This window comes from Niallia sp. FSL R7-0648 (assembly GCF_038007005.1).
In the GTDB taxonomy this organism is placed as follows: domain Bacteria; phylum Bacillota; class Bacilli; order Bacillales; family Cytobacillaceae; genus Niallia; species Niallia circulans.
Map to the genome: position 1 here is coordinate 2,591,785 of NZ_JBBOWE010000001.1, position 12,858 is coordinate 2,604,642.

At 34.6% G+C, this 12,858-nt stretch carries 13 protein-coding genes and 1 other RNA gene; 3 read left to right on the forward strand and 11 right to left on the reverse strand.

Going from position 1 to position 12,858, the window contains the following annotated elements:
* Window positions 1–20: 20 nt before the first annotated feature.
* The 5 genes from NSQ89_RS12635 to NSQ89_RS12655 all read right to left on the reverse strand — a co-directional run bounded on the left by NSQ89_RS12635 (window position 21) and on the right by NSQ89_RS12655 (window position 5,454).
* Window positions 21–2,252: a glycosyl hydrolase family 95 catalytic domain-containing protein gene (locus NSQ89_RS12635; RefSeq protein ID WP_341132696.1), complete on the reverse strand. Its 2,232-nt coding sequence runs from the start codon at window positions 2,250–2,252 to the stop codon at window positions 21–23.
* 520 nt (window positions 2,253–2,772) lie between these two features.
* Window positions 2,773–2,964: non-coding RNA, 6S RNA (gene ssrS / locus NSQ89_RS12640), on the reverse strand.
* A 74-nt stretch (window positions 2,965–3,038) separates the two neighbouring features.
* Window positions 3,039–3,596, reverse strand: coding sequence for an elongation factor P (gene efp, locus NSQ89_RS12645; RefSeq protein ID WP_047941155.1), 558 nt, complete (start codon window positions 3,594–3,596; stop codon window positions 3,039–3,041).
* Between the two features lie 12 nt (window positions 3,597–3,608).
* Window positions 3,609–4,670, reverse strand: a complete 1,062-nt coding sequence (locus NSQ89_RS12650) for a M24 family metallopeptidase (protein ID WP_061798480.1) — start codon at window positions 4,668–4,670, stop codon at window positions 3,609–3,611.
* A 253-nt stretch (window positions 4,671–4,923) separates the two neighbouring features.
* Window positions 4,924–5,454 (reverse strand): YqhR family membrane protein, encoded by a 531-nt coding sequence (locus NSQ89_RS12655; protein WP_341132697.1) that lies wholly within the window; start codon window positions 5,452–5,454, stop codon window positions 4,924–4,926.
* Between the two features lie 229 nt (window positions 5,455–5,683).
* Here NSQ89_RS12655 and NSQ89_RS12660 point away from each other — a divergent pair, with 229 nt between their 5' ends.
* Both NSQ89_RS12660 and NSQ89_RS12665 read left to right on the forward strand, forming a co-directional pair.
* A complete protein-coding gene (locus NSQ89_RS12660; protein WP_341132698.1) occupies window positions 5,684–6,619 on the forward strand; it encodes a DUF1385 domain-containing protein in 936 nt (311 codons plus the stop codon).
* Window positions 6,620–6,810: 191 nt separating this feature from the next.
* The gene (locus NSQ89_RS12665) at window positions 6,811–7,200 is read left to right on the forward strand and encodes an SA1362 family protein (protein ID WP_341132699.1); all 390 of its coding nucleotides are present in this window, start codon (window positions 6,811–6,813) and stop codon (window positions 7,198–7,200) included.
* Window positions 7,201–7,260: 60 nt separating this feature from the next.
* Here NSQ89_RS12665 and NSQ89_RS12670 read toward each other — a convergent pair whose 3' ends face one another.
* Window positions 7,261–8,145 carry a patatin-like phospholipase family protein gene (locus tag NSQ89_RS12670; RefSeq protein WP_095258947.1) on the reverse strand — a complete coding sequence of 295 codons (885 nt, stop codon included), beginning with the start codon at window positions 8,143–8,145 and terminating at the stop codon, window positions 7,261–7,263.
* A 327-nt stretch (window positions 8,146–8,472) separates the two neighbouring features.
* Between NSQ89_RS12670 and NSQ89_RS12675 the strand changes: the two genes are divergently transcribed.
* Window positions 8,473–8,757 carry a hypothetical protein gene (locus NSQ89_RS12675; protein WP_047941162.1) on the forward strand — a complete coding sequence of 95 codons (285 nt, stop codon included), beginning with the start codon at window positions 8,473–8,475 and terminating at the stop codon, window positions 8,755–8,757.
* A gap of 216 nt (window positions 8,758–8,973) precedes the next feature.
* Here NSQ89_RS12675 and NSQ89_RS12680 read toward each other — a convergent pair whose 3' ends face one another.
* From NSQ89_RS12680 to NSQ89_RS12700, 5 genes are all read right to left on the reverse strand, one after another.
* Entirely contained in the window at window positions 8,974–9,261 is a 288-nt protein-coding gene (locus NSQ89_RS12680) for a hypothetical protein (RefSeq protein WP_047941163.1), read from the reverse strand.
* A complete protein-coding gene (locus NSQ89_RS12685) occupies window positions 9,261–9,560 on the reverse strand; it encodes a DUF2089 family protein (RefSeq protein WP_061798489.1) in 300 nt (99 codons plus the stop codon). Before NSQ89_RS12685 ends, NSQ89_RS12680 begins: the two co-directional genes overlap by 1 nt.
* Window positions 9,561–10,024: 464 nt before the next feature.
* Complete coding sequence (gene vanY, locus NSQ89_RS12690; RefSeq protein ID WP_341132700.1) at window positions 10,025–10,921, reverse strand: VanY-A/VanY-F/VanY-M family D-Ala-D-Ala carboxypeptidase; 897 nt, start codon at window positions 10,919–10,921, stop codon at window positions 10,025–10,027.
* Window positions 10,922–11,011: 90 nt separating this feature from the next.
* Window positions 11,012–12,124: a HAMP domain-containing sensor histidine kinase gene (locus NSQ89_RS12695; protein WP_095258974.1), complete on the reverse strand. Its 1,113-nt coding sequence runs from the start codon at window positions 12,122–12,124 to the stop codon at window positions 11,012–11,014.
* Entirely contained in the window at window positions 12,117–12,815 is a 699-nt protein-coding gene (locus tag NSQ89_RS12700; RefSeq protein WP_047941359.1) for a response regulator transcription factor, read from the reverse strand. The genes NSQ89_RS12695 and NSQ89_RS12700 overlap by 8 nt, the downstream gene beginning before the upstream one ends.
* Window positions 12,816–12,858 lie beyond the last annotated feature (43 nt).

Here is a 12,858-nt window from a genome sequence, read left to right on the forward strand (position 1 = left end):
CGCAAGAACTAATCAAATACTTATCTTTTTTCCAATGTATCAAAAGTACAAGTCCAAGTATATTGCCACTTACTTTTGTTTATCAGTTTTTGATCTGAGGTCTCTTTTTTCACATCATAATGATTACCCAAATTCACATTTGGAAAGCGATTTTCCCGTTTTTCTAAAATGACCGAAACATTACCCTTTTCTAAATCCCATTCTAATGCTTGAACATAAAGATTATCAGGTAAATAGATACCAGTAGCCTTTCCTCTGCTTAAAAAGTATGGGACCGTCTTTAAGATGGTGACACTATCATTATGTTCCGGGTAGATTAGGCAATCATGAATTACTTTTGGCAAAGAACCATTTGCATCTACATTAAATATATTTTTATCGCGATAATGGGCAGTCGCCAATGAATCCATAAATGCATTTTCCAACACAAGTGCTTCCAATGATTCTGTTACTTCTTTTGTTTGCTCTAAACTTATCGCACACATTGCTGCATGCATTCTCCCATGGGAAGACGTTGTATCGCCTTCCAAATTATTTAACCAAGAATCCATTCGTTTTCGAAAAGCTATTTTTGCTGATTCCCATAATTCCGGTGTATCTTGATTAATCTCTTTTGTTTGGAACAGTGGATACAGATTGGAAAAATGACGATGATTGTCATTCTCTACTGTACTTGGATCTAGCCATTCCGCTATACCACCATCCTCTAACAAACGGTAAGGTGGAATTTGTTCATATAATTGTTTATAAATCTTTGCCACTTCGTCACCCAATTGGGTTTTCGCCTCAATATAGTACTTTATCACACTCTTAACAATCGCAATATCCATTGTTGTATTGTCTCCCATTCCATTTTCAGCTGAATAGCTTGGGGACAAGCGAAGTTTTCCTTCTTTACACTGCGCAAAGTCTAAATAAAATGCCAGCACTTCTTCATAAAAAGGGATGCATTCATGTTTCAAAAAAGCTGCATCTTTTGTATAATGCCAATATTCATAATAAAAATAAGCGAGCCATCCGGCTCCTGATATCCAAAAAATGAGCGGCCATTCTTCATTCCAATGAACATGTTTTGCTGTAGTACTGGCATGTACAGGTACCAAAAATCCATGACAACCATAATAGGATTGCGCATTTTCTCTAAAATCTGGGTAATACTGTTTTAATCGTTCAAAAAAGCTGCGATATTCTGTAAAATAGCCACTGCTTGCTAATGATGAAATAGCCAGCTGGACATTTGTATCAAATGTATAATCACCACTCCAAGCAGGATGTAAGGTTCCCGACCATATTCCCTGCAATGTTGGAATTCCATTTGCCATTGATTGAATGACATATCGTGATGCTTGATAAAAAAGCTGCATAAATACTGGTGTTATTTGTTTTCGAGTTCGCATTTCTGAGAGAACTTCTTCAAGATAAATAGTTTCTTGTTCATCCGTTAATAACAGTTTGACAGCGTTAAATTTTTTAGAAAAACACTTTTTGTGTTCTATAATTGCCTTTTCATAACAATGGACTTGTCTTTCCTCTTTGTCTTTTTCGACGTATTGGATTGTAAAATAGATGGTGGTAGAATCATGAAACATCAGGCTATCTCTTTGAGGGATGATTCTCCCATCAGCGGAATCTATAGACCAGATTACATCATAGCCTGTTTGATCTTGATATCTATGTTCCCATTTTAACTGATCATTCGCTGCGACAGTTATCTTCTCTTTCATTTTCATTTCTTTCCAATTAACTGGAATAACGCTTCCAGTTAACGGTTTTTCACTTTTAATTTTACCAAAAATACAATTTTCCTTTTTGGAAGCAAATAAGGTTTCTTCTACCTTGCCTCCTATTGAAGAATTATAAGTTACTTGTATCATTCCATTTTGAAAATCAATGATCCGCTGATAATTTTCTATTGAATCTTGCTTAATCTCTATAAGGAACCTAGCAGCTGGTATAAAAGGATCACTCATCGTTAAACCCTTATAGCCTTGTTCTTGGGCTTTCTCATAAAAATAACTAATTCCTTCCCTATAGCCTTGCTTATCTATAATGGAGCGAAGTTCTTCTAGATGGGGAGCTAAATATGGCAGCTTTTGCATTTGATTATCTTTTAGAAATAGGTCTTGTACTGTAAAATCCAAATAAGTGACACTTGGAGTTCCATATAGAACTAGCCCCATTTTTCCATTTCCAATTAATAGGCCATCTTCCCAACGATCAGCGATGGAACGATTAATTAATTTTGTCATCATTAACTCTCCCCTTTCTTTTAAATAAGTTATTTCGATGATTTATAATGAACATGAACTTTTCACCATTTTTCTTACGCAGCATTGTTTCTAACCCTCTGGTAGATGATATTGCGAGATCTATAGTCCATCTAACACTAGCTCAAGTAAAACTCCCTTCCCCTAATTCCTAGCATTGTATCTACATAAAACGCTTGTCCCTTACCTAAATAATGTTTGATTACAACAGATGTATATGGATAGAATTTTCCCTCTCCATAGGTCGCGAATACTTTTTCCCTTCGGAATAAATAATATTACACTGTGCTCTGCAGTTGCTTGATTAATCATTTGCAAAATTCAACTGATAGTTTTTTTGTGGGAAGTGCATGAAATTCCTCTAAAATATGATTGCGCTTACATATTTTAATAATAACAATTATGCCATTAAAAATAGCTGTAAATATTAGTTATAAAAATAGAAAAATTAGTGGTTTCTAAAAAACAATTAAAATAAAAAAGAAGGAAACCAATGGTTTCCTTCTTTTTTGCCGCATTTGCCGCTTTGATGTATGGAGTTTCAAAACCTGCTCCACCAGGTGGGTGTTCGCAAAAGCTCTCATCATATGTCCTAATGACAAATGGCATTAGGCCTGCTGATCCTGCTTTAATATAGAACTCCCTAATTATCGATAAAGGTTGAAACTTCATACGATAACGTACAACGCAGCTTCTATGTTTTTATCATACATGATTAAGGAAAGAAAAGCAAATGGAAAATAAAGTATATTTTCCGATTTCCCTGCCTAATTATGCGCGTGAAACGTAACTTGCTTCAGATGTATTAATGATTAAACGGTCACCTTGGTTAACGAAGAAAGGAACTTGAACCGTTAGCCCTGTTTCCATTACAGCTGGTTTAGTACCACCTGAAGCAGTATCTCCTTTAATACCCGGTTCTGTTTCGGTAACTTCTAATTCAACTGTATTTGGCAGTTCTACCCCTAATGTTTCTGATTGGTACATCATAATATGGACTTCCATATTTTCTTTTAAGAATTTCAATTCATATTCAATAACAGCTTCAGGAAGTTCAATTTGGTCATAAGATTCTACATCCATGAATACATGCTGGTCACCATTTGCGTATAAATATTGCATTTTACGGTTATCAATTTGTGCTTTCGCTACTTTTTCCCCAGCTCTAAAAGTTTTTTCTTGAACAGCACCTGTACGTAAATTCTTTAATTTTGAACGAACAAAAGCTGCACCCTTACCAGGTTTAACGTGTTGGAAATCCAGTACGCGCCAAATTCCTCCGTCTACCTCAATTGTTAAACCTGTTTTAAAATCGTTTACTGATATCATGCAGTAATCCTCCTATAAAATAATCAATTCTTTCGTTGAATGGGTTAAAGCTTCATTATGATCTTCGGTTATAATTGTATCATCTTCAATACGCACTCCACCTAGACCTGGAATATAAATTCCTGGCTCTACTGTTACTACCATACCTGGTTCTAATGGAGCATTATTTCGGAAGGATAGATTCGGTCCTTCATGGACTTCTAACCCTATTCCATGACCTGTTGTATGTCCAAAATACTCTCCATATCCTTTTTCAGTTATGTAATCACGAGTAAGTGCATCTGCTTCGACACCAGTTATACCTGGTTTAATGCCTTCCATACCCTTATGTTGAGCTGTTAAAACAATATCATAGATTTCTTTTAATTTCTCATCTGGGTTACCGACAGCGATTGTTCTCGTAATATCAGATACATATCCATTATAATACGCACCATAGTCTAATGTAATGAAGTCACCAGCTTCAATCACTTTATCGGATGCTACCCCATGCGGCAATGCAGATCTTTTTCCTGATGCAACAATAGTATCAAAGGAAGATGAAGTGGCGCCTAATTTTCTCATAAAAAACTCTAATTCATTCGAAACTTCCAATTCTGTTTTCCCGACCTTGATGAAATCAAGAATATGGGTGAAAGCAGCGTCAGCAATCTTAGCAGCTTCCTTTAATATCTTAATCTCTTCATTTGTCTTAATCAAGCGTAACTTTTCAATTATTCCTGAAACAGGCACTAATTCACCTTTTACTACTGTTTCTAACTCCTTAAACTGAGTAAATGTTGTATAATCTTGTTCGAATGCCAATTTCTTGATTCCTAATTTCTCTGCTTGAGTAGCAACCTCTTGTAGAATCGCTCCTTTATGCTGCACGATTTCAAAGCCAATACACTGATTACCAGCTTGCTCTACATAACGAAAATCTGTAATGAATAACGCTTTTTCCCCACTGATTAAGACTGCTCCAGCGGAACCTGTAAAATTACTTACATAGCGTCTATTATAAGTGCTTGTTATTAAAATGCCATCTGCCCCAACCTCTGTCAGCGCTTCTCTTATTCTCTTTAGTTTCTCCATTAAAATCCTCTCCCTTAGTTTATACATTTCCTAGAGGCTCGTGGTTCAGCCTTCCCAATTCTAGACAAGGTAAAAATCTGAATGATGAAAAAAGTACACTCATGTTAATTATTTTAACATAAATACAGGTAGAATACAGGCGAAATTGTATGTAAACAGAGATTTTAGTTACCCTAACTAGCTGACCAAAAAACACAATCTTAGGAAACTGAAAATTAGAGTCTGTTTACCCCTTTTCAAATATACTATTGGCTTAGTCCCCTTCTCTCCCTGTCATATTCGTAACTGCTTTTTTGTCCTTCCATTTTTTTAACTGAATTTCACTTTCTTCATAAGAGATTGAGGTTCCAACAAAAACTCCATATAAACTATACAAACATACCGACGAAATGATTGTATCTCTTTTTAATTCCAAAAAAGGCGCCATACTTGGAAAAATGGGATTTAAAATAATAAAAACACAAACAAACAAGGCAATACCATACCCCATGCCTATGTAAATGGTTTTAAATTTTCTTAAGATAAGGTAATAGGCAAACGATGCTCCAGTGGAGAAAAAACCAATGGCAATGAAGCTAATTACCGTTCCCAGCCATCCATATTTCCAGCTTCCAATCGCCCAAGGTTCTAAAATAAAATTAGGGCGTAATTCGGTAAAATTAAAAATATATCCTATGTAACCGATAAGCGTCCAGAATATTCCACCAAACATTCCTGTCCAAATTACTAAAGAAATAAAAGACATTGGCCTGCCTTTTTCATGTGAATCATGTTGATTATCCATCCTATCCACCTCCGAATAATAGTATGTCCCATTCCTTTTCTTTCCTTGCAAAATATCTGATTAACACCATTTAGAAGAAAGTATTATGGAAGAAAAGAATGTCCTGCTAGTGGTTTTTTGAATTTTTTAGTAATATAGTAATAGGGGAATTTACAACCTTCATATTCTTCCCTTTAATAGGAAGCTTGTTGTTTTCACCTAATTTATCCTGAGGTTGGTGTAATTATACATGTCAAGTGAACAAAAACCATTATACGGAGGCCAGGCTGTTGTAGAAGGTGTCATGTTTGGTGGAAAACATCATTATGTCACCGCGATTAGACGAAAAGATCAGTCTGTAGATTACTTTCATCTTCCAAGAACGTATAATGATAAACTTACAAAATTAAAAAAAATCCCGTTTTTAAGAGGGCTTATTGCCATTATTAAATCGAGCGGAAATGGAACAAAACATTTAAATTTTTCAACAGATCGGTTTGATTTAGATCCTTCTGAAGATTATAAATTAGAAGAACAAGAACCTTCTAAATTATCGATGATTTTAGGAGTCGCTGTTCTGGGAGTCCTATCCTTTCTATTCGGAAAATTCATTTTCACGCTTATTCCAACTTTTTTAGCAGCTTTATTTATGCCGATTATTTCTGGTCATGTTGCCCAAATATTGTTAGAAAGCTTGTTTAAACTAATTCTTTTACTTGGATATATTTACTTTGTGTCCCTCACTCCCATTATAAAACGAGTATTTCAGTATCATGGAGCTGAACACAAAGTAATTAATGCATATGAAAATGGGAAAGATTTGACTGTGCAAAATGTGCAAGCAGCTTCTAGATTACATTATCGCTGTGGATCAAGCTTTATCCTTTTCACCGTAATAGTTGGTTTATTCCTTTATCTATTCTTCTATCCAGAAAATCTGTTAGAAAGAGTATTAATCCGAATTGCTTTAATTCCAGTAGTTATCGGGATTTCATTTGAAGTACTTCAAATTACGAATAAATTAAGAGACGTTCCTGTGTTAAAATATCTTGGTTTGCCAGGTCTATGGCTGCAATTATTAACGACAAAAGAACCAAGCGATGATCAAGTAGAAATAGCAATACTTTCCTTTAATGAATTAAAAAGACGCGAGGAAGAAACAGAAGCACACTTATCAAGACAATGATTGAATAAATAGAAGCAATGGGTATTATCTTTTAAAAGGGATTACCCCTTTTTTAATGGTTCATATCATTTCGATGCGAAAAATCTTTTTTCTGAAAACTTTTTCAAGTGAACAATTTAACCCTTTTTGAATAAACTTTTCTTATTAATAGTTTAAAAGTTAGAAAAAATGCTTATCATGCTTTTAGGGAGGTGGCTTTTTTGAAGAACCGATTTTCACTTATCTTATTTGGAAGTATCATTTTCCTTGCTTTCATCGGTCTATCTGTAAATTTAATTAAAAATCCTAGTGGATTTTTTCTAAACATTGTTGTGATGGTCGCTGTTGGTGCCGCTATATGGTTCATTTATCGCCATTTCAGTACATCTAGCCCACAAAAAAAAGAGCAAAAAGCTTTTCTAAAAGCTGCAAAGCAATCAAAAAAAAGGCTACAGACAAGGGACAGATCATCTTCTGGACAACAACAATCAACAAAAACCTCTTCCATAAAAGCCAATAAGCATAAAAGAAGTAAGAGTACTGCTCATTTGACTGTTATTGAAGGCAAGAAGAGCAAAAAGAAGAATCGAGCTTCCTTATAAGGGCTCGATTCCTTTTTTAATATTCTTATCATTAGCGATACACCTCATAAGAGAAACAATTTAATAAGCCCATGATTTAAAAAATTTAATGGCACAATCTCTCCCTAGTTGTATGAGCTTCGCTTGATCCTCTTTCGTAAGCGCAAATTCTGTTGCTAAAACACCTTCAGTTGGTACAAATATGATATTTTTCTCATGCTTTCGCGAAATATATCTCGAATCGTGAGCATCTTTCATTGTTTCAAACATGGCTGCGAATAAATCAATGGCATTTGTGATTTTATGTTTTGGATGCTCCTTGATATTATGACTTAACTTTATCCCTAATATCGGTCGTGTTTTTAATACATTTTCTTGATCAAATAACCACATTGGGAAATTACTTAATACACCGCCATCGACAATCACATTTTTATTTGCCTTACTGCCGATTATCACTGGTTCAAAAAAATAAGGAAGACTACAGCTCATTCGAATAGCCTTTGCAATGGAAAATGTCTGAGGATTGATGCCGTATTTCGGTAGATCATCTGGCAGAATCATTAATACGCCATTTGTAATATCTGAAGCGATAAAACGTAATGTTTGAGGAGGAATATCCGCAAAAGTTCTTAATCCTTTTGCAGCTAATTTCTCTTCTATCCATTTTTCTAATTCCTCTCCTTTATATAGACCTAATTTCCAATAGAGAAAGAACCATTTTGCAAGAGGAAAGGGGATAAATAACTTTCTTTCATCCAAAAACATATTCAAATCTAAATCTTCAAGAAGCTGGGCTATCTCTCTGCTTGTATAGCCTGCAGCAATTAGGGCTGCAACAATGGAACCTGCACTAGTTCCTGCTAGTCTAGCAAATTTAAAGCCACGCTGTTCAACTACCTCATAGGCGCCAACTAATGCCAGCCCCTTAATTCCTCCGCCAGAAAATACCCCGTCTATATACATTTAATCACTCCTTTTAAAAGCAGTTAAGGCGAAAGATATAGATGGAATCCCTACACCTCCCTACCTCAAATTTAGTATTACGAAGTGAAAAATAGTACAGAAGACAAGTTAAAAGTTCATGCTTTTATCAGCATCTCTTTAGCTCCACTAAAAATCGCTGTATGCAGTTAGGCATTTGTATCAAGCAAATTAGTGCAGGAACACATAAACTATTTTGAAAGCAGAAAAATCTAGGCACTTTTCCTTGCAAACAAGATAGTAAAAAGAGGTAGTATGTTTAGAGGTTAGGTGTTAAAAGAAGCGAAAAAGAAAAGAGGAGGAATCATTATGCAAAATCACTACATTGATGCAAATGATGTGAGGAGAATTCGCCCTGGCTTTGGTTTTGGAAGACCTGGCTTTGGTTTCGGAAGACCTGGTTTTGGCTTCGGAAGACCTGGCTTTGGCTTTGGAAGACCTGGGTTCGGACTTGGACTGGGATTACTTGGCGGGTTAGCAACAGGCGCGTTACTTGCTCCAGCTCTATATGGAGGATACGGTTATCCACCTTATGGTTATGGGTATCCACCGTACAGTTATGGGTATGGTTATCCACCTTATGGATTTTATTAAAACTAGTTGTTCCCAGTAGTGTATGTATGGTCCTGACAATGTAAATCATAACTAAATCATATAAACATTTGCAAATTTAATGAAAAGAAGAATTAAATATTGCAATCTTGCAATCAAAATACCTAAACAATAATATGTAAATGCCATTACATTATTGTTTAGGTATTTATTCGCGGCCAATATACATACTTCTGAAGTACTTTTACTAAGCTTTCGCTATTTCATATCATGTGATTTCATTTTATCTAATTCTTTTCTTCTTTTTTCGTGCAGATACTTTCTTCCGCCACTCCATTCTGCAAGAAGAAATAAACTTCCTAATAATAGAATAAGGATGTATGCAATAAAACTTTCGATTCGATCTGTTGCCAGCATCCATGTAACAAAGCCAATATAAAGTAAAGGTAAAACTGCTCCCCAGTAAATACTGTTTCTAGTTGAAAAGAAGAACTGAACAGCCAGAATACCAGCAGTAATAAAAACGCCATAAAAATCTATATCCATTATGTCTCATTCCTTTCTTTTTTATATTTTTCAATAATTAATTTTGCATCTTCCACACTTATACGATCATCAATTGACAGGCCTTTGATAAATTTAATAAACTCTTCGTTTTCCACGACATCATTCATTTTGATTTTATCTATTAAACGATCAAGTTTAAGTCTAACTGTTGGATAGGAAACCTCATAGATTTTGGCAATTTCTTTTAATGATCCTGAAGTTAGAATAAACTTCTTGATAAATTCTAAATCTTCAATTTCTAAGGTTAAAATCCAGTTTGGCACATCTTTTATATCCACACAACCTCACTCCTTTCTATTTATCACAAAATTAGTTTAACATATTTTTTAATAAAGTAAAATAAAATATTAATTTTATTAAAAACATTTTATATCTACACTTTAATTTTTATGATAATTTAGTTAAAAATTTTAGAATTTTATTTAAGAATGAAAGAAGTTATTACTTTAAATCAAAAGAATTCCTTTTATGTCTACTTCTTTCTATTACTCTCTCTACCAATAATTAGGGTGCAGTTCACGTATGCGACGAAGCGGCTCGGCGCTCGCCCCATGGAAAGCGAACCCCTGTAGCGGAAATCAATACCCTATTAGAAGAGGTCATAAAAAAAGACCATAGACAAAACCTCAAATTTCAAGGAGTTTGTCTATGGTCTGAGAGGCTGTACATTTCACAGCCTTCTTTTACATGTAAAACAGTTTTGGGATTAATCGTTTCGTTATTAATCACATTTTGCATCCCCTCATCTATCCATTTGAGAAGAATTTGTTTCCCCATCAAATACTGTCACTATAACACCATCTATATTGTTGCCTGATAGCTCATAGTGAAGATTGTCTGGTACATGAATATCCGTAGTTTTTGCGAGCGGATAATAAGAGACATCATATTTTTTCTCATTTAGCGTAATCGAAATGTTTCTTTCTTCTTTTAAATAAGCTAAGTATTCTTCTAAAACTAAATCCTTTTCCGCCATAATTGCACTATGCGGCAATCCAACATAGCGAATGTGCCAAGGTTCATATTGAATTCCAGTAACTTCTGTTTTATCCTTGGGATAACGTAATATAAAGCCATATCTCCAAGCGTTATTCTCTAACCATTTACCTTCAGGTGCTGCCTCCATCTTCATTTGTGTAGACCCTACATCAAGTGATAAACCTAAATTATGTTCGCTATAGCCTGCCGGCAAAGCATAGTCTGCCCCCATCTCATGATACAGAACATTTTGCTCCTCAAAGTCTCGAAAGCCACTACTGATTAGAAAATGATCAACCCCTTCCTTTTTAGCGGCAGCTATCATCTCTGAGAATTTATGGTGTACCTCCTTAGACAATTTAATATCATTATCAAACAGTACAAATCCCTGTGTCCATTCTTTATGCCTGAATAACTCGACAATATCTGACTTTATACTCTCTTGATGAACCGGAAATTCATTATTAATCAAGAGCAAATTTCCTTGAAAGACCATTTCTCTTGAAATCTTTATCTTTCGTAAACCCTCATCGTTAGCGCGATTTTCTAAATATCCACTGTTTTTTTGAATCACTATTTTATCTGAAAGAGGAGATTCTTTATAGACAAAGAAAAAAAACACACCTATTAATAATAACAATAAACATCCCCACTTCTTCATTTTAAAATCCTCCTTATTCTTATAAATAATAGAATAGGGACAACTTTTTAAAAAAAGAGTAGGGTAAAGTTTAAATTTTTCTTAAATTCTTTATAAAATTTCAATTGGAGCATTTTCCTGCGGTAAACGTACTTCAAACACAGTACGTATCAAATTACTTTCAGCTTTTATCTTGCCATTATGCTGCTCCACAATATTCTTTGCAATGAATAAACCAAGGCCTGTGCTGTTTTCTTGCTGAGTTCGTGCTTTATCACCTGTATAAAACATATCAAAAAGAAAAGGGTGTTCTTCAGCCGGAATACTATCTCCATAATTTACAACCTGAACAACTACTACATCTTCTTCAACAAAACCATTAATGTCCACATACTGGCCATCATATCCATATCGAATAGCATTAGTTAAAAGATTTTCAAATACACGAGCTAATAACTCTCCATCTCCCCAAATAAGTAAATTAGGCTTAATGTTTATTCGAGCAATTAAATCATTTTTCTCAAAAATTGGATATAACTCTTCTTTTAATTGAAGAAGTAAATCACTTATATTAATTTCCTTCTTATCAATTGGCAGCATGCCATAGTTCATTCTAGTAATTTCGAATAATTCATCAATCAATCTTTCTAAACGCTGGGATTTAGTATAAGCAATCGTTAAAAAATGCCTTAGTTGTTCTTTAGTCAACTTCTCATTCTTCAGGATTAAGTCTAAATAACCTAAAATAGAAGTTAAGGGAGTACGCAAATCATGAGCCAAATTTACAACTAACTGTTCCTTACTACTTTCTGAAAAGTCGCCTCTTTGTATGGCCTCTTCTAATTTCTCGCTAGCCCGATTAATTGCTTGTCCAATATCTCCAAATTCATCATTTGAGTGGATAATTACTTTATGTTTAAAGTTCCCATGAGAAAGATAATGAATTCCATTGGATATATCCTTGAAATAATTTGAATAAGGCTTTGTGAGTATATAAAAAAACAATAAGGACAGGCAGAAAAATAGTATAAAAAAGAAGGCAAAATCTCCAATACTTTTGATGAATTGACGAAGCAGTACTAGTGAATCACCATATTGAACCATCGTATGATAGTAAAGTTGTAACACTTTATAAATGAAATAAGTGATGATACCTGTCAGAAACATACTGGCAGCAAATAATGCAGTTATTCTAGTACGAAAACTGCGCATAAATTTAGCCATTGAAGGCATACCCCACTCCCCATACAGTTTTGATAATCTTATTTTTCCGCTTATCTTCTCCAAGCTTTTTCCTCAATGTGCGTATATGCACCATCACCGTATTAGCTCCTTCAAAATATGCATCCCCCCATACTTTTTGAAAGATATTTTCAACACTATAAACTTTCTTCGGATGACTAGCTAACAAATGTAAAATATCAAACTCTTTCGGAGTCAGTTCAATCGTTTCTCCATGAAGCAACACAGTACGTTGCTCAAGTGAAATGACTATTTCACCAAATTCCAAGATTGTTTTATTAGTGTTTGCGATTGGATTATTCAGCTTCATAAATCGTCGTAATTGAGCATTCACACGTGCCACTAATTCAATGGGAATAAATGGCTTTGTCATATAATCATCTGCTCCAATCACTAATCCATGGACTTTATCAAAATCAGAAGTCTTTGCACTCAAAAAAATGATAGGCATATTATACTGTTCCCGAATCAGGCGAGTTACTTCATATCCATCCATTATCGGCATCATTATGTCTAAAATCACCAAATCAATGGACCGAGTCTGGATAGCTAATATTGCATCTTGGCCATTAAGCACTTTCACACAATTGTAACCTTCTTTTTCTAGATGGATTGCAACCAGATCAGCAATCTCTTCCTCATCATCTGCAATTAAAATCGAAATAGTTTTCATCTGTTTCACTCCTTTAAGAAGTTTCATCGCTTTAATAGAAAAC

Excerpts from the sequence above, each read along its gene's own strand:
- NSQ89_RS12655 (WP_341132697.1), bottom strand. The coding sequence starts at position 5,454 with ATGGATAATCAACATGATTCACATGAAAAAGGCAGGCCAATGTCTTTT.
- NSQ89_RS12660 (WP_341132698.1), top strand. The coding sequence starts at position 5,684 with ATGTCAAGTGAACAAAAACCATTATACGGAGGCCAGGCTGTTGTAGAA.
- vanY (WP_341132700.1), bottom strand. The coding sequence starts at position 10,921 with ATGAAGAAGTGGGGATGTTTATTGTTATTATTAATAGGTGTGTTTTTT.
- NSQ89_RS12650 (WP_061798480.1), bottom strand. The coding sequence starts at position 4,670 with ATGGAGAAACTAAAGAGAATAAGAGAAGCGCTGACAGAGGTTGGGGCA.
- NSQ89_RS12680 (WP_047941163.1), bottom strand. The coding sequence starts at position 9,261 with ATGGATATAGATTTTTATGGCGTTTTTATTACTGCTGGTATTCTGGCT.
- NSQ89_RS12635 (WP_341132696.1), bottom strand. The coding sequence starts at position 2,252 with ATGATGACAAAATTAATTAATCGTTCCATCGCTGATCGTTGGGAAGAT.
- NSQ89_RS12670 (WP_095258947.1), bottom strand. The coding sequence starts at position 8,145 with ATGTATATAGACGGGGTATTTTCTGGCGGAGGAATTAAGGGGCTGGCA.
- NSQ89_RS12695 (WP_095258974.1), bottom strand. The coding sequence starts at position 12,124 with ATGGCTAAATTTATGCGCAGTTTTCGTACTAGAATAACTGCATTATTT.
- NSQ89_RS12675 (WP_047941162.1), top strand. The coding sequence starts at position 8,473 with ATGCAAAATCACTACATTGATGCAAATGATGTGAGGAGAATTCGCCCT.
- NSQ89_RS12700 (WP_047941359.1), bottom strand. The coding sequence starts at position 12,815 with ATGAAAACTATTTCGATTTTAATTGCAGATGATGAGGAAGAGATTGCT.
- efp (WP_047941155.1), bottom strand. The coding sequence starts at position 3,596 with ATGATATCAGTAAACGATTTTAAAACAGGTTTAACAATTGAGGTAGAC.